This window comes from Stagnihabitans tardus, from assembly GCF_009925085.1.
Taxonomy (GTDB): domain Bacteria; phylum Pseudomonadota; class Alphaproteobacteria; order Rhodobacterales; family Rhodobacteraceae; genus Stagnihabitans; species Stagnihabitans tardus.
Genome location: NZ_JAABNR010000009.1, coordinates 39275 through 54962, shown reverse-complemented (window position 1 = coordinate 54962; position 15688 = coordinate 39275). Strand labels below are relative to the sequence as shown.

The 15688-nt window shown below is 67.0% G+C and carries 13 protein-coding genes; 8 read left to right on the top strand and 5 right to left on the bottom strand.

Going from position 1 to position 15688, the window contains the following annotated elements:
* Positions 1–645 carry a choline-binding transcriptional repressor BetI gene (gene betI / locus GV832_RS10790; protein WP_168774867.1) on the bottom strand — a complete coding sequence of 215 codons (645 nt, stop codon included), beginning with the start codon at positions 643–645 and terminating at the stop codon, positions 1–3.
* Positions 646–742: 97 nt separating this feature from the next.
* Between betI and choX the strand changes: the two genes are divergently transcribed.
* The 3 genes from choX to choV are packed head-to-tail and all read left to right on the top strand — an operon-like array spanning position 743 to position 3581.
* Entirely contained in the window at positions 743–1672 is a 930-nt protein-coding gene (gene choX / locus GV832_RS10785) for a choline ABC transporter substrate-binding protein (protein ID WP_168774866.1), read from the top strand.
* 53 nt (positions 1673–1725) lie between these two features.
* Positions 1726–2556: a choline ABC transporter permease subunit gene (choW, locus tag GV832_RS10780; RefSeq protein ID WP_168774865.1), complete on the top strand. Its 831-nt coding sequence runs from the start codon at positions 1726–1728 to the stop codon at positions 2554–2556.
* Positions 2557–2558: 2 nt separating this feature from the next.
* Positions 2559–3581 (top strand): choline ABC transporter ATP-binding protein, encoded by a 1023-nt coding sequence (gene choV, locus GV832_RS10775; RefSeq protein ID WP_435531757.1) that lies wholly within the window; start codon positions 2559–2561, stop codon positions 3579–3581.
* Positions 3582–3627: 46 nt separating this feature from the next.
* Here choV and GV832_RS10770 read toward each other — a convergent pair whose 3' ends face one another.
* The 3 genes from GV832_RS10770 to dprA form a co-directional block, all read right to left on the bottom strand.
* Positions 3628–4224, bottom strand: coding sequence for a hypothetical protein (locus GV832_RS10770; protein WP_168774863.1), 597 nt, complete (start codon positions 4222–4224; stop codon positions 3628–3630).
* A 25-nt stretch (positions 4225–4249) separates the two neighbouring features.
* Positions 4250–6844 (bottom strand): type I DNA topoisomerase, encoded by a 2595-nt coding sequence (topA, locus tag GV832_RS10765; RefSeq protein ID WP_168774862.1) that lies wholly within the window; start codon positions 6842–6844, stop codon positions 4250–4252.
* Positions 6845–7073: 229 nt separating this feature from the next.
* Positions 7074–8255, bottom strand: a complete 1182-nt coding sequence (gene dprA, locus GV832_RS10760; protein WP_227754368.1) for a DNA-processing protein DprA — start codon at positions 8253–8255, stop codon at positions 7074–7076.
* 163 nt (positions 8256–8418) lie between these two features.
* Between dprA and GV832_RS10755 the strand changes: the two genes are divergently transcribed.
* The 4 genes from GV832_RS10755 (at position 8419) to GV832_RS10740 (ending at position 13819) form a co-directional block, all read left to right on the top strand.
* Complete coding sequence (locus tag GV832_RS10755; RefSeq protein WP_168774861.1) at positions 8419–9696, top strand: 4-aminobutyrate--2-oxoglutarate transaminase; 1278 nt, start codon at positions 8419–8421, stop codon at positions 9694–9696.
* Between the two features lie 106 nt (positions 9697–9802).
* Positions 9803–10453 (top strand): ABC transporter ATP-binding protein, encoded by a 651-nt coding sequence (locus GV832_RS10750; RefSeq protein ID WP_168774860.1) that lies wholly within the window; start codon positions 9803–9805, stop codon positions 10451–10453.
* On the top strand, positions 10450–12807 hold the full coding sequence (locus GV832_RS10745) for an FtsX-like permease family protein (RefSeq protein WP_168774859.1): 2358 nt from the start codon (positions 10450–10452) through the stop codon (positions 12805–12807). Before GV832_RS10750 ends, GV832_RS10745 begins: the two co-directional genes overlap by 4 nt.
* Positions 12797–13819: a lipocalin-like domain-containing protein gene (locus tag GV832_RS10740; protein WP_168774858.1), complete on the top strand. Its 1023-nt coding sequence runs from the start codon at positions 12797–12799 to the stop codon at positions 13817–13819. The genes GV832_RS10745 and GV832_RS10740 overlap by 11 nt, the downstream gene beginning before the upstream one ends.
* Before the next feature lie 3 nt (positions 13820–13822).
* Here GV832_RS10740 and GV832_RS10735 read toward each other — a convergent pair whose 3' ends face one another.
* Entirely contained in the window at positions 13823–15094 is a 1272-nt protein-coding gene (locus tag GV832_RS10735) for an RsmB/NOP family class I SAM-dependent RNA methyltransferase (RefSeq protein ID WP_168774857.1), read from the bottom strand.
* Positions 15095–15292: 198 nt separating this feature from the next.
* On the opposite strand from GV832_RS10735, the gene GV832_RS10730 reads away from it, so the two are divergent.
* Positions 15293–15685 carry an MAPEG family protein gene (locus tag GV832_RS10730; protein WP_168774856.1) on the top strand — a complete coding sequence of 131 codons (393 nt, stop codon included), beginning with the start codon at positions 15293–15295 and terminating at the stop codon, positions 15683–15685.
* Positions 15686–15688 lie beyond the last annotated feature (3 nt).

The window sequence follows — 15688 nt, the reverse complement described above, 5'->3', positions numbered from 1 at the left end:
CTAGATCATCCGCTTGGGCGAGGGGGCCCCGGCGCCCGCCACAGACTCTTGGGGGGTGGGCGGGTGGGAGGGCGCCGGGGCCCCCTCCTTCCCGAGCTCTGCCGCCAGGTATTCCAAGGCCATCGCCACGGCCGCCGCCCCATCCGGAGCGCCCGATTTCAACACTTCCCGCAGGTAAAGCCCGTCGATCAGCGCCCCAAGGCCATCCGCCACCGCCTCGGCCCGCTCGCCGCAGAGGGGCCTCAGCCCCGCCAGGAGATTCGACCGCAGCCGCCGCTGATAGACAGCCAAGAGCCGCCGCGCCTCGGGAACCGACTGCGCCAGGACCCAGAAGTTCAGCCAGGCCCCGATCGCCTCGCGCCGGAAATTCGCCGCACTGAACGAGGCCCGCAGCACCGCCTCGACCCGCGTCAGGGGCGTCTTGGCCAGGTGCAGCGCACCGCGCACCTCAGCGCCGTAGATCGTCAGGACATGGCGCATCGCGGCCAGGAACAACTCTTCCTTGGACCCGAAATAGTGATGCGCCAGGGCCGAAGACATGCCCGCCCGCTTGGCGATCTGGCTGACGGTCACGTCCAAAGACCCCGTCCGCCCGATCTCGGCGATCGTGGCTTTGACGAGAGCCTCTTTACGGATAGGCTGCATTCCAACCTTCGGCACGGCAGTCCTCAAAAAAAGCTTGATTTGGGATGCTTGCTTGAAGTTTATTGACTCGTCAATCAACAAAAACGGGGAGCTTGGAATGAAACTGAAAACGGCGCTGATGGCTTCGGCCGTCACCTTCGCCCTTGCCGGTTCGGCCTTTGCCGAAGGCTGCGACAAGGTGACCTTCTCGGATGTGGGCTGGACGGATATCACCGCCACCACCGCCGCAACCACCTTGGTGCTCGAGGCGCTCGGCTATGAGACCGAGACGAAAATCCTCGCGGTTCCGGTGACTTACACCGGCCTGGCCGAAGGCGACATCGACGTCTTCCTCGGCAACTGGATGCCCACGATGGAGGCCGACATCGCGCCCTATCGCGATGCCAAGACCGTCGACACCGTGCGCGTGAACCTGGAAGGCGCCAAGTACACGCTCGCCACCAACGAGGCCGGTGCCGCGCTTGGGATCAAGGATTTCAAGGACATCGCCGCCCAGAAAGAGGCGCTGGAAGGCAAGATCTATGGCATCGAGCCGGGCAATGACGGCAACCGCCTGATCTCGGACATGATCGCCTCGGGCCCCTTCGGCCTCGATGGTTTCGAAGTCGTCGAGAGCTCTGAACAGGGCATGCTGGCCGAGGTCGCCAACAAGGACGGCGAATCCAAGCCCATCGTCTTCCTCGGCTGGGAGCCCCATCCGATGAACGCCAACTTCAAGATGACCTACCTGACCGGCGGGGACGACTATTTCGGCCCGAATTTCGGCGGCGCGACCGTCGCGACCAACACCCGCGCGGGCTATGTCACCGAATGCCCGAACCAGGGCAAGCTGTTGCAGAACCTCGCTTTCTCCCTGCAGATGGAGAACGAGATCATGGGCGCCATCCTGAACGACGGCAAGGACCCGCGCGATGCGGCCAAGGCCTGGCTCGCGTCCAATCCCGCCGCCTGGGAGCCCTGGCTCGAGGGCGTGACCACCAAGGACGGCGGCGACGCCAAGGCAGCCGTCGCGGCCGCCCTGCAATAAGCCCTGAGCCCCGGGAAGAACTCCCGGGGTTTTCCTTTCCGCGCGGGGGATAGATGGACTTTCTCAGCTCTTGGGTCATCCCGGTCGGAGCCACGGCGAAATGGGTTTTCGACGGGCTCAAGGCCAATTTCAAACCGGCTTTCAAGGCCTTTGGCGATGCCACCGAAAACGCCATCGAGGGGCTGACCGACCTGTTGCAATGGCCCCATGCCCTGGTCGTCGTGGCGCTCTTCGTGGCGCTGACATGGGTGATCCAGCGCCGCTGGCAGCCCTGCGTCATCGTGGCGCTTGGGTTTCTCTTCATCCTGAACCAGGGCTACTGGAAGGAAACCACCGAGACCCTGGGCCTCGTGGCCTTCGTCTGCATCATCTGCATGGCGATCGGCGTGCCCATGGGGGTGCTGGCCGCGCATCGGCCCCGGCTTTACCAGGCCATGCAGCCCGTGCTTGACCTGATGCAGACCCTGCCCGCGCCGGTCTACCTCATCCCCTTCGTCATCCTCTTCGGCATCGGCCTCGTGCCCGCGCTCTTCGCCTCGATCATCTTCGTGGTGCCGACCTCGATCCGCCTGACGCATCTGGGCGTGTCCTCCACGCCCACCGCACTGCTCGAGGCCGCAACCTCCTTCGGCGCCACCCCGCGCCAGGTCTTGTGGAAGGTCGAACTCCCCTGGGCGCGGCCGCAGATCATGGCCGGGTTGAACCAGACCATCATGCTCTCGCTGTCCATGGTCGTGATCTCGGCCTGGGTGGGCGCGGCGGGCCTCGGCGTCCCGGTCGTCAAGGCGCTGAACCAGGTGCGTCCGGACCTGGGGTTTGAATCCGGCACCGTCATCGTGGCGCTCGCCATCCTTCTGGACCGCATGCTGAGGACGCCGAAATGACCCTGCCCGCTGTTGAATTCGACAAGGTCTCCATCGTCTTTGGCGACCACGCCGACCGCGCCCTGCCCTTGATGGACCAGGGCCTTTCGCGGGGAGAGATCCAGGCCCAGACCGGCCAGGTCCTGGGCGTGCATGACTGCTCGCTCTCGGTCGCCGAGGGCGAGATCCTCGTGCTGATGGGCCTCTCGGGTTCTGGCAAATCGACCCTGCTGCGCGGGGTGAACGCCTTGAACCCGGTCGTTCGGGGCGAGGTGCGGGTGGCGGATCAGGGCCGCATGGTCTCGGTCACCAAGGCCGAGCCCGAGGCTTTGCGCAAGCTCCGCCTTTCGAAAATCGCCATGGTTTTCCAGCAGTTCGGCCTGCTGCCTTGGCGGACGGTGCGGGAGAATGTCGGCCTCGGGCTGGAGCTTGCGGGGATGGAGCCCGCCAAGCGCGCCCCCAAGGTCGATGAGCAACTGGCCTTGGTGAACCTGACGCAATGGGCCGAGCGCAAGGTCGGAGAGCTCTCGGGCGGGATGCAGCAGCGTGTCGGCCTCGCGCGGGCTTTCGCGACCCAGGCGCCGATTCTCTTGATGGACGAGCCCTTCAGCGCCTTGGACCCGCTGATCCGCGCCAAGCTTCAGGACGAGCTTCTGGACCTTCAAGCAAGGCTCAAGCGGACGATCATCTTCGTCAGTCACGACCTCGACGAGGCCTTCAAGCTGGGCGACCGGATCGCCCTGATGGAGGGCGGGCGCATCGTCCAGATCGGCACGGCGCGCGAGATCATCGCGAACCCGGTCAGTGACTATGTCGCCGATTTCGTCGCCCATATGAACCCGCTGGGCGTGTTGACCGCGCGGGATGTCATGGTGGCGGGAGGGTCGGAGGCCACGGCCTCGGTCGATTGCGAGACGCCGGTCAAGGCGGTGATGGAGCTCCTCTCCAAGGGTGTCGAGGAGCTTGCGGTGACCGAGGGCGCGGCGCGGATCGGGCGGATCAGAAACGCCGACCTGATGGCCAAGCTCTTGAATCCACGCGGGTAAACTGCAGGCCCCGGATCACCCCGGACTTGATCCGGGGCCTGGCACCTCAGTTCTGGCGGATGAAGGTGACCTGGCCTTGCGTGCCGGTGAAATCGCGCAGGTCCATCTCGGTGTCGGTGGCATATTCCAGCTGCCAGCAGACCGCCGAGCCCGGGTCGCCGCCCATCGGGATCAGCGACAGGGCGATGCCGCCCGGCGTCACCCCATCGGCGCAACCGTCCGAGGCCTGGATCAGGAAGCTGGCCGCAACCTCTCCGTTCACGACCTCATCCCATTGCAAGCCGTTGATCTGGATAAAGAAAGGCGTCTCTTCGCCCATGGGCTTCCAGGCGCCCTGGATATAGCGGAGCGTGTCCTGGTAGAGGTCCTCCGGTTCCGTCTTGATATAGGTGACCTGGATGGGGGCGGAGATATCGCCCAACTCCCCCAACTCTCCGTCGAAGGAAACCGCCGTGATCGGGTCGAGCCCGGCCATGAAGTCCCAGACCTCGGGGGCGGTCGCCTCGACTGCAGCCGTCAGGATGAAGCCCGAGGCCACGATGGTGCAAGCGGCCTGGTCGCAACCCAAGGCATAGCCCCGGTCGGAAATCGGGTCGGCCAAAGCGGGTGAACCCGCGAGGGCGGCAAGCAGAATCAGGCGCATCGGTCTCTCCCCTTGGGTCAGGCGATCATGAGGCCGATGTCTTGACAGCCGGTTTCTTCGCGGCGGGTTTCTTGGCGGTTGCGGGCTTCTTGGCAGCGGGTTTCTTCGCCGCCTTGGGCGCGCCCTCGGCCTTGGGGGCGGCCTTGCGTGCCGGTTTCTTCGCCGGGCTCTTCCCCGCCTTTTCCGCAATCAGAACAAGGGCTTCCTCGATGGTCAGCGTCATGGGGTCAGCGGTCTTGGGGATGGTCGCATTGACCTTCTCCCACTTGACGTAAGGCCCATAGCGCCCCGGCATGACCTGGATCGCGCCGCCATCGGGATGCGCGCCCAGTTCTTTCAGCGGCCCCGCAGCAGGCGCCCGACCCGGACGCAGGGCCTTTTGCGCCAGGACCTCCATCGCGCGGTTCATGCCGATGGTGAAGACCTCTTCGGGGTCGGTCAGGTTCGCATAGGTGCTGTTGTGCTTGATATAGGGGCCAAAGCGACCAAGGCCCGCCTCGACCAAGGCACCGTCGTCGGGGTGAGGCCCGATGGCGCGGGGCAGGTTCAACAGCATGATCGCGCGTTCGAGGGTGATCGACTCGGGCGACCACCCCTTGGGCAGGGAGGAGCGCGGGGGTTTCGGCTGCTCGGTCGTCGCCTCTCCCTTTTGCACATAGGGACCGAAGCGGCCGGTTTTCAGGCTGATATCAAGACCTTCGTCCTGACCCAGGACCCGGTCGCCCGAGGCCTCATCGGCGCCATTGATGGGCCGGGTATAGCGGCATTCGGGGTAGTTGCCGCAGCCGATGAAGGCCCCACCCGAGCGGGCGGTCTTCAGATGCAGGCGGCCCTGGCCGCAGGTTGGGCAGATGCGGGGGTCAGAGCCATCCTCGCGGGGCGGATAGAGATGGGGCGCAAGGAACTCGTCAATCTTGTCAAGGACTTCGGTGATCCGCAGCTCTGCCGTCTCGGCAATCGCCGCCGAGAAGTCGCGCCAGAAGCGCGAAAGGACTTCCGTATAGGTCCGGCTGCCGTCCGAGACGTCGTCGAGCTCGGTCTCCAGGTCCGCCGTGAAGTCATATTCGACATAGCGGCGGAAGAAGTTGGTCAGAAAGGCCGTGACCATCCGCCCCTTGTCCTCGGGGATCAGGCGGTTCTTGTCTTTCCGCACATATTCCCGGTCCTGGATCGTGGTGATGACCGAGGCATAGGTCGAGGGCCGGCCGATGCCGAGCTCTTCCATCCGCTTGACCAGCGTCGCCTCGGTGTAACGCGGCGGAGCCTGGGTAAAGTGTTGTTCCGGCGTGACTTTTCGCTTCTCCGCCGCCTCGCCCTCCATGATCTGCGGCAGGCGGCCCTCGTCGTCGCCGTCGTCGTCGCGGCCCTCGTCATAGACCTTCAGGAAGCCGTCGAAGAGCACGACCTGGCCATTGGCGCGCAAACCCACCTGGCCATCGGGAGAGAGGACATCGACCACCGTCCGCTCCATCCGGGCGGCCGCCATCTGGGAGGCAATCGTGCGCTTCCAGATCAGGTCGTAAAGCTTGCGCTGATCGGGATCGGCCAGGCGCAGTTTCTCGGGCGTCGCATGCATGTCGGTCGGACGGATGCATTCATGCGCCTCTTGCGCATTCTTGGCCTTGTTCTTGTACATGCGGGGGCTGTCCGGCACATAGGCCGCGCCGAATTCGGACTTGATCGCGTCGCGGGCCTGCATCACGGCTTCGGGCGCCATGTCGATGCCATCGGTGCGCATATAGGTGATGTAACCCGCCTCATAAAGCCGCTGCGCCGCCGACATGCACATCTTGGCGCCCATGCCGTATTTGCGCGAGGCCTCTTGCTGAAGCGTCGAGGTCATGAAGGGCGGATAGGGGTTGCGGGTGGCGGGCTTCTTCTCGACCGCCTTCACCGAAAATGTTCGATGATCAATGGCCGAGACCGCCAATTCCGCCGCCGTCGCGGTCGGAATATCGAATTTGTCCAATTTCTTGCCGCCAAGCGTCACCAAGCGCGCCGCATATTCCGTGCCACGCGGCGTGGCCAGGACGACATCGACCGACCAGAATTCCTGCGGGCGGAAGGCCTCGATCTCCATCTCGCGTTCGACGATCAGGCGCAGGCAGACCGACTGCACGCGCCCCGCGGACTTGGCGCCCGGAAGCTTGCGCCACAGGACCGGCGAGAGCGTGAAGCCCACGAGGTAGTCCAGCGCGCGGCGGGCCAGATAGGCCTCGACCAGGGGGACATCGACCTGGCGGGGCTTGGCCATGGCCTCGGTCACGGCGGCCTTGGTGATGGCGTTGAAGGTGACGCGGGAGACCTTCTTGCCCTTCTTGATCGTCGAGGCCAGGGCCTCTTGCAGGTGCCAGGAGATCGCCTCGCCCTCGCGATCGGGGTCGGTGGCGAGGATCAGTTCGTCATCGGTCTTCAGCGCATCGGCGATGGCCTTGACATGCTTGCGGCTTTCCGCCGCAACCTCCCAGGTCATGGCGAAATTGTCGTCGGGGTTCACGGACCCGTCCTTGGGCGGCAGGTCGCGGACATGGCCGTAGGAGGCCAGGACCGTGTAGTTGCTGCCCAGGTATTTGTTGATCGTCTTGGCCTTGGCCGGGGATTCGACAACGACGACGGGCATGGAATTCCTTTCACCACAAGCCTTGCGACCCAAGGGCCTCAGGCGGGGCTAGATGGTAGGCTTTGGGGGGGAAAGTCAACCGGGGGGATTTCGCGCGGGTCCGGCCCCCGGAAACCTTGGTCCGAAAGGGACCGGCGTGGCGCGGGGGAATAGCGCCGCGATCCCGCGGCGCTATTCCCCCGCGCCACCCTGGTCTCCGGTGACACCGTTTCCGGTGGGATGGTGGGGATCACACCCGCGACAGCATCCCCCCGGCGCGACGCTCGATCTTGCCTTCCAGCTCCAGCGCGATGAGTTCGGGGTTCAGGGCCGAGGGCGGCATGGCGAGATCGCGGATCAACTGATCCTCGGGCAGCGGAGAAGGCCCAAGCCGCGACAGGATCATGTTGTGCAGCCGCGAGATATCCAGGAGCGGTTTGCGCGGCGGCACGGGGCCGGGCAGCGGCGCGGGCTCGTGCAGGGCGGGTTTGGTGGAGGTGTTCCGCGCCTCTTCGGCCGGGGAGGGGGAAGCTTTCCCGGCCTGGGAGCGCAACTCTGCGCTCCCATCCTCTGCGGTCGGCCCGGGCCGGGGCATCTCCTCGCCCAGCGCCGCGAAGATGTCGCTCACCCCGCGCACCAGGGCCGCGCCGTCCTTGATCAGGCGGTTGCAGCCGGCGGCGCGGGCGTCGAAAGGGTGACCCGGCACGGCCAGGACCTCACGCCCCTGTTCCAGCGCGGCTTCGGCGGTCAGCAAGGACCCCGACCGCGCCGCAGCCTCGACCACCACCACCGCCCGGGACAGGCCGGAGATGATTCGGTTGCGCAGGGGGAAATGGCGGGTCTGCGGCTCCATCCCCGGGGGCATTTCTGACACCCGGCACCCCTGCTCCAGGATTTGCTGTGCCAGGGCCGTATTCTCAGCCGGATAGATGTGATCCACCCCGCCCGCCTGCACCGCCACGGTCCCCGTGGCCAGGGCCGCGCGATGCGCCTCGGCATCGATCCCGCGCGCCAGGCCCGAGACCACGACCTGTCCCCCCTGCCCCAGCCCCTCGGCCAGTTTGCGCGCCATGCGCAGGCCCAGGGACGAGGCATTTCGCGCCCCGACCACGGCCACCATGGGCCGCGACAGCAAGCCGATATCGCCCTGAACCCAAAGCACCGGCGGCGCGTCGGGCAAATCCATCAGCCCGGCCGGGTAATCCCCCTGGCCATGGATCAGAAGCCGCGCCCCCGCCTTCTTGCCCGCCGCCATCTCGGCCCGCACGACGCCCAGGGGGCAAGGCTCATAGCCCTCGACCCCGGCGGCGGCGGCGATCTTCGGCAATTCGGCCAAGGCCCCCTCGACCCCATGCTCGGCCACCAGCCGATGCCAGGTCACCGGCCCCACGCGGCGCGAACGGATCAATTGCAGGCAAAGAATCGGGTCCAAGGCGGCACCTCCTGCCCAGACCCTCCCGCCTTAAGGTTAACAACCGGTGAATCGCTCTGGACTGATGCCTGCGGCGTCTCTGGCCCTAAGCCTGCGGCATCTCTGGCATTGTGCAAAACCGTGAAATTTGATCATATGGCGCCAACCATTGATGGAGACCCAAATGAAGAACGCAGAGGTGGCGACCCGCCGTGTCGAGGCGATTTCGCGCGGTGTGGGCATGCAGACCCAGATCTATGTCGACAAAGCCCTGAACTCCGAGGTTTGGGACATCGAGGGCAACCGCTATATCGACTTCGCGGCGGGCATCGCGGTGGTCAACACCGGCCACCGTCACCCCAAGATCATGGCGGCGGTGCAGGCCCAGCTTGAGCGTTTCACCCATACCTGCCACCAGGTCCTTCCTTACGAGAACTACATCCACCTGGCCGAGCGCCTGAACGCCGCCGTCCCCGGCGAAGGCCCGAAGAAGACGATCTTCGTGACCACCGGCGCCGAGGCCGTCGAGAACGCCATCAAGGTCGCCCGCATCGCCACCCAGCGCCCCGCCGTCATCGCCTTTGGCGGTGCCTTCCATGGAAGGACCTTCATGGGCATGACCCTGACCGGCAAGGTCGAGCCCTACAAGAAGGGCTTCGGCGCGATGATGCCGGACGTCTACCACGTCCCCTTCCCGCAAGAGGTCCACAATATCTCGACCGAGGACGCGCTGGCGGGCATCACCAAGCTCTTCAAGGCCGACCTCGACCCGGCCCGCGTCGCCGCCATCATCTTCGAACCCGTCCAGGGCGAGGGCGGCTTCTATCCGGCGCCGAAGTCGCTTGTCGTGGCTTTGCGCAAGCTCTGCGACGACAATGGCATCGTGCTGATCGCCGACGAGGTCCAGACCGGCTTCGCCCGCACCGGGACTTTGTTCGCCATGGAGGCCTACGGCGTCTCGGCGGACCTGACCACCATGGCCAAGGGCCTGGGCGGAGGCTTCCCGATCGCTGCAGTGACCGGCAAGGCTTCGATCATGGATGCGGCCCATCCGGGCGGTCTGGGCGGCACCTATGGCGGCAATCCGATCGGGATTGCGGCGGCCCATGCCGTGCTGGACGTGATCGAAGAGGAACAGCTCTGCGCCCGCGCCAATGAGCTCGGGAGCCGCCTGAAGCAGCGCCTGGAGGGTCTGCGCGCCGTCACGCCGGAGATTTCCGACATCCGCGGCCCGGGCTTCATGGTCGCCGTGGAATTTGCCAATCCGGCCAACCATGCCCCCGATGCCGACTTCACCAACCGCGTGAAGAACGAGGCGCAAAAGCGCGGGCTGATCCTTCTGACCTGCGGCGTCTATGGCAATGTGGTGCGCTTCCTGGCGCCGATCACCATCCCGGACGCGATCTTCAACGAGGCCATGGGCATTCTTGAGGAATCCGTCGCCGCCGCCCGCGCGGTCTGATCCCAAGGCATATCACCGCAAAGGCCGCCCTTGGGGGCGGCCTTTTCATGTCGACAGCTTTCCTTTCCCCCGCAAAGGTTTATCTTCCCCCGCGGGAGGACCGCCGATGCTTCTGCACGTTCAAGACCTGCGCAAGACCTATCCGGGCAGCGAGACGGAAGTCCTGCGCGGCGTCTCCTTGACCCTGGCCGCGGGTGAGACCCTGGCGCTGACCGGCGAATCCGGCTCGGGCAAGAGCACGCTTTTGCACCTGATCGGCGGGCTTGACCGGGCCGATGCCGGGATCGTGGCGGTTGAGGGCACCGACCTGACGGCGCTTGGCGATGCCGAACGCGCGGCGCTGCGGCGGGGGACGGTGGGGGTGATCTTCCAGCAGTTCAACCTGATCCCCTCTTTGACCGTGGCGGCCAATATCGCCTTTCAGGCCCGGCTCGCGGGGCGGCACGAGCCCAAGCGCGACCGGGGCCTCGCGGAGCGTCTGGGCCTGACGGATCACCTGGCGAAATACCCCGAGCAGCTTTCGGGCGGCCAGCAGCAGAGGGTGGCCATTGCGCGGACGCTCGCCGCACTCCCCCGGCTGGTCTTGGCAGACGAGCCCACGGGCAACCTGGATGAGGCCACCGCCGACCGGGTCATGGACCTTCTCTGCGAGCTGGTGGCCGAGACCGGGGCGGGGCTGATCCTCTGCACCCATTCCGAGCGCATCGCGGGGCGGATGGGGCGGCGGCTGCACCTGCGGGCCGGGGTCGTTTCGTGATTTGGGCGATCCTCTCCGCGCTTCTGGGCCATTGGCGCCGCAACCCCTTGCAGCTTTTGACTCTTCTGGCGGGGCTGGCCCTGGGCACCGCGCTTTGGTCCGGCGTCCAGGCGATCAATGCCGAGGCGCGGGCGAGCTATGACGAGGCGGCCAGCGCGCTCGGTGCGGGCCTGTCGGAACTCCGCGGGCCGATCACGCTGGAGACCTATGTCGCGCTCCGCCGGGCGGGGTGGAATGTCTCTCCGGTGATCGAGGGGCGGCTGGGGGGCGTCCGCCTCCTGGGCATCGAGCCCCTGACCGCGCCAAGGGGCCCCGTGACCCAGGGCGCCGATATCGCTTCCCTGATCACCGGCGGGGACCAGATCTTCGCCCGGGAGGAGGTCCTGGCCCGCCTGCCCGAGACCGGGGCCAAGGGCGTGGTGGCCGAGACGCCGCCCGACACCGCCCTGGCCGATATCGGGCTGGCGCAGAGGCTCCTCGGTCGCGAAGGCCAGATCGACCGGCTGATCGTCGCGGCCGACCAACCGCTCTCCCGCCCGCCGCTGACAGAGGTCGCCCCGGGCCTGACCCTGCGCGCGCCTTCTTCGGGCCAGGATGTTGCGCGGCTGACCGACAGCTTCCACCTGAACCTGACGGCCTTTGGCCTTTTGTCCTTTGCCGTCGGCCTCTTCATCGTCCATGGCGCCATTGGCCTCGCCTTTGAACAACGCCGTCCCATGGTCCGCACGCTGCGGGCGCTTGGGGCTCCTCTGAGGGGCCTCGTCGTGCTGATCGCCGCCGAGCTGGCGCTTCTGGCCCTGGTCGCGGGGGCGCTGGGGGTGGTTTTGGGTTACCTCGTCGCCGCGACGCTTTTGCCCGATGTGGCGGCGACCCTGCGCGGGCTTTACGGGGCCGAGGTGTCGGGGGCGCTTTCCTTGCGGCCCTCCTGGTGGCTTTCGGGGATGGCCATGGCGCTGGGGGGGACGGCGGTGGCGGCGGGAGGCGCGCTCTGGTCGCTGGCACGGACGCCGCTTTTGGCCAGCGCGCAGCCCCGCGCCTGGGTCCTGGCGCGGCGGGGGAGGTGGCAATTGGCGCTCTCCCTGGCGCTTCTGGCCCTGGCGGGGGGGCTGGCGCTTTGGGGCCAGGGGCTGATCTTGGGCTTCGTCATGCTGGGGGCGCTTTTCATCGGCGGCGCTTTGGCCCTGCCGACACTTCTGGCAGGGGCGCTCGGGCTGGGCGGAGCCCGCGCCAAGGGCCCCGTCGCGCAGTGGTTCTGGGCCGATACCGAGCAGCAACTGCCGGGCCTCTCCCTGGCCTTGATGGCGCTGCTTCTGGCCATGGCGGCCAATGTCGGGGTTTCGACCATGGTCTCGTCCTTCCGCACGACCTTCGTGGCCTTCCTCGACCAGCGCCTCGCCTCCGAGCTTTACGTCACCGCCACCGACGCCACCCAGGCAAGCGCCATCGAGGCCTTTGCCGCGCCAAGAACCGATGCCGTCCTGCCTATCCTGATGACCGAGACCCGCATCAAGGGCCTGCCCGCCACGATCTACGGCGCCCGCAACCACCGGACCTATCGCGACAACTGGCGCTTCCTCGAGGCCGCGCCGGGGGTCTGGGAGAGCTTGGCCCGGGGCGAGGGCCTCCTGGTTAACGAACAGCTCTTCCGCCGCGCGGGGCTCAGGCTTGGCGCCATGGTGCCTGTGGACGAGACCCTGAGCCTGCCGGTCCTGGGCATCTATGGCGATTACGGCAACCCGGTGGGGCAAGTGGTCATCACCGAGACGACCTTCCGCCAGCACTTCCCGCAAGTGACGGCGCAACGCTTTGGCCTGCGGCTGGACCCCAAGGGCGTCCCCGCGCTGCGCCAATCCCTGCGCGAGGGGCTTGGCCTCGATGACAGCGCCATGATCGACCAGGCCGGGCTGAAGGCCATGTCGCTCGCCGTCTTTGAACGCACCTTCACCGTGACCGCCGCGCTGAATGTCCTGACCCTGGCCGTGGCGGGCTTTGCCATCCTGATGAGCCTTCTGACGCTGGCCGCCATGCGCCTGCCGCAACTGGCCCCGGTCTGGGCGCTTGGCCTGACCCGCGCGCAGCTCGCCCGGCTGGAGATGGCGCGGGCCATGGTCCTGGCCGCGCTGACCGGGGTCCTGGCGCTGCCCCTGGGGCTCGCCTTGGCCTGGGCGCTTCTGGCCGTGGTCAATGTCGAGGCCTTTGGCTGGCGCCTGCCGCTTTACCTCTTCCCGCTGGATTACCTGCGGCTTGGGCTCTGGGCGCTTCTGGCGGCGGGGTTGGCCGCGCTTTGGCCGGCGTTCCGGCTGTCGCGGATGCCGCCCACGGCGCTTTTGGGGGTCTTCCGCCATGAACGTTAAGCTTCTGATCCTGCTTGTCCTTCTGCCCTTCCAGGCCCTGGCCCAGGGCTTCGCGGGCCTGGGGTCAGAGGCCGGCGACTTCGCCCAGCCCGAGCGCGGCCATGTCCTGACCTTTCCCGAAGATCACGGCGCCCATCCGGCCTTTCGCATCGAATGGTGGTATATGACCGCCAACCTCAAGGGCGCGGATGGCCGGGATTACGGCTTGCAATGGACGCTCTTCCGCTCGGCCCTGGCGCCCGTCGATGGCCAGGGCTGGGAGACCCCGCAGGTCTATATGGGCCATGCCGCCGTCACCACGCCGGAGGCCCATTTCGTGGCCGAGCGCCTGGCGCGCGGCGGCATCGGACAGGCCGGGGTCACGGCTTCGCCCTTTGCCGCCTGGATCGACGAATGGGCGCTGATGGGGCCCGATTTCGACCATCTGACGATGCGGGCCCAGGGCAGCGACTTCGGCTATGATGTCGCCTTGACGGCCAAGGGGCCCTTGGTCCTGCAAGGCGACAGGGGCTATTCGTTCAAATCCGCCTCGGGCCAGGCGAGCCATTACTACTCGCAGCCCTTCTTCGACCTGACGGGCACCTTGACCCTGCCCGAGGGCGAGGTGGCGGTCACGGGGCAGGCCTGGTTCGACCACGAATGGTCCTCGCAGCCCCTGGCGGAGGATCAGACCGGCTGGGACTGGTTCTCGCTGAGCTTTGACACGGGCGACAAGCTGATGGGCTTTGTCCTGCGCGGGGAGAGCGACTACACCTCCGCCACCTGGATCGCGGCGGATGGGACGGCGACGCCCCTGCCCAATGGCGCCTTCCAGGCCGAGCCGGTGGAGCAGACCGGCCTTCCCACGACCTGGCGCGTGACCCTGGCCGAGCAGGGCCTTGACGTCACGGTCACCGCGCTGAACCCCGGGGCCTGGATGACGACCTCGGTGCCCTATTGGGAGGGGCCGGTGACGATCACCGGCAGCCACCAGGGCCGCGGCTACCTGGAGATGACGGGCCGGGGCGACTGAGGTTCACGCCTGACGGGTGAGAATCGCGGCGAAGAAGCCATCCGTCCCATGGGCCTTGGGCGTCAGCGAGAGGTGATCGCCCAGGGCCTGCAACGGCGGGAAGGCCTCGCCCAGGGGCAAGAGCGCAAAACCCGGATGGGCGGCGAGGAAGGCCGCCACCTGGGCCTCGTTCTCTTCGACCAGGACCGAGCAGGTGGCATAGACCAGCCGCCCACCGGGCCGCACCAGGCGCGCGGCGCTGGCCAGGATGCGGGCTTGCAGCGCCATAAGGGCCGAAAGCCCGAGGTCGGGGGCGCGCCAGCGGGCATCGGGATTGCGCCGCCAGGTGCCCGTCCCGCTGCAAGGCGCGTCGATCAGCACCCGGTCATAGCCGCCCTTGTGACGCTTGACCCATTTGTCGGTCTCGGAGGCCAGGACCCGGGTCTCCACATTGTGCAGCCCCGCCTTGCGCAGCCTCTCGGCGCAGCGCTTGAGCCGCGCCTCGTTCACGTCGCAGGCCACCAGGTGCCCCCGGTTCTGCATCTGCGCCGCCAGGGCCAGGGTCTTGCCCCCCGCCCCGGCGCAGAAATCGACCACCCGCTCTCCGGGCTTGGCCTCGACGAGATGCGCCACGAGCTGGGACCCCTCGTCCTGGATCTCGATCTCTCCACTCTTCAGCCCCGGCAAAAGCGCCAGCGAGATGCGGTCAGGCAGGCGGATGCCAAGGGGCGACAGGGCCATGGGCTCGGCGCGCAGGCCAAGGCGCGACAGCCCGCGCAGGGCCTGATCGCGCGAGGTCTTGACCGGGTTGACCCGCAGGTCCAGGGGCGGCGCGACCAGGGTCGCGGCCATCTCTGCCGCAAAATCCGCGCCGAAACGGCGGCGCAGGGGCTCCAGCGCCCAGTCCGGACACTCCAGCCGGACGGGTTCGGGCATCTCGGCATGATCCAGCGCAGAGCCGTGCAGCGCGGTCACAAGGGCTGAATCCGCGGCCGAAAGCGGGGTGGGAAACAGGCGCGCGACCTGATCGGGGCCCTTGCGCTCGCCCAGGGCAAGCCAGGCCAAAAGGCGCCCACGGGCTGTTTCGGCCCGGCCCTGGCGGCTCAGCCACCAACCCAGCCGCGCCCGATGGCGCAGGATGGCATAAAGCGTCTCGAGCATGGCGCCGCGGTCCTGGTCGTCGATATGCCGCCGGGCGCGGAAGAAGGCGGATGTGACGGCATCGGCCGGGCGCGGGGCGCTTTCGACTTCGGTCAGAAGGTCCAGGATGGCAGCGAGCCGGGAAGAAGGGGTCACGGTGACAAGATCGCGATGAGAAGCGCCGCCAGCGGTTTAACCGCTTGCCGCGCTTTTGGAAACCGGCTTTCGCCCTGCGCGCCCTGGCGCTGCTTTCAGAAAAATCGCCGCCCACCAAGATTTTTTCCGCAGCCCTGTCGAAATCTGCAAGCCTGTGACGTCCTTGGGGTATCGAAACCCTGAAGCCATGGAGTTCTCATGCTTTTTTCCATCACGCCGCTCTACGCCCTGCCTGTTGCCATGATCTACCTTGCCCTCTGGTTCCGCGTGACCTCGATGCGGTCGGCCCGGGGCATTTCGATCGGCGATGGCGGCGACCGGGTGCTTTTGCAGCGCATGCGCCAGCACGGCAACTGCGCCGAATGGTCCAGTTTCGTCCTGATCCTGATGATCCTGGCCGAAGGCATGGGCACCCCTGCCCCCTGGCTCCATGTGTCGGGGGCGCTCTTGCTGGTGGGGCGCATCGCCCATCCCTTCGGCCTGCTCCCGGACAACGCGGGCCATCCGCTGCGCTATGTCGGCAACGGCACCAATATCCTGGCCGCGCTGAACGCCATGATCTGCATCGCCATCCATCTCCTCGGGCTGTGAAAG

Excerpts from the sequence above, each read along its gene's own strand:
- GV832_RS10740 (WP_168774858.1), top strand. The coding sequence starts at position 12,797 with ATGAACGTTAAGCTTCTGATCCTGCTTGTCCTTCTGCCCTTCCAGGCC.
- GV832_RS10755 (WP_168774861.1), top strand. The coding sequence starts at position 8,419 with ATGAAGAACGCAGAGGTGGCGACCCGCCGTGTCGAGGCGATTTCGCGC.
- GV832_RS10770 (WP_168774863.1), bottom strand. The coding sequence starts at position 4,224 with ATGCGCCTGATTCTGCTTGCCGCCCTCGCGGGTTCACCCGCTTTGGCC.
- topA (WP_168774862.1), bottom strand. The coding sequence starts at position 6,844 with ATGCCCGTCGTCGTTGTCGAATCCCCGGCCAAGGCCAAGACGATCAAC.
- choX (WP_168774866.1), top strand. The coding sequence starts at position 743 with ATGAAACTGAAAACGGCGCTGATGGCTTCGGCCGTCACCTTCGCCCTT.
- GV832_RS10750 (WP_168774860.1), top strand. The coding sequence starts at position 9,803 with ATGCTTCTGCACGTTCAAGACCTGCGCAAGACCTATCCGGGCAGCGAG.
- GV832_RS10730 (WP_168774856.1), top strand. The coding sequence starts at position 15,293 with ATGCTTTTTTCCATCACGCCGCTCTACGCCCTGCCTGTTGCCATGATC.
- betI (WP_168774867.1), bottom strand. The coding sequence starts at position 645 with ATGCAGCCTATCCGTAAAGAGGCTCTCGTCAAAGCCACGATCGCCGAG.
- choW (WP_168774865.1), top strand. The coding sequence starts at position 1,726 with ATGGACTTTCTCAGCTCTTGGGTCATCCCGGTCGGAGCCACGGCGAAA.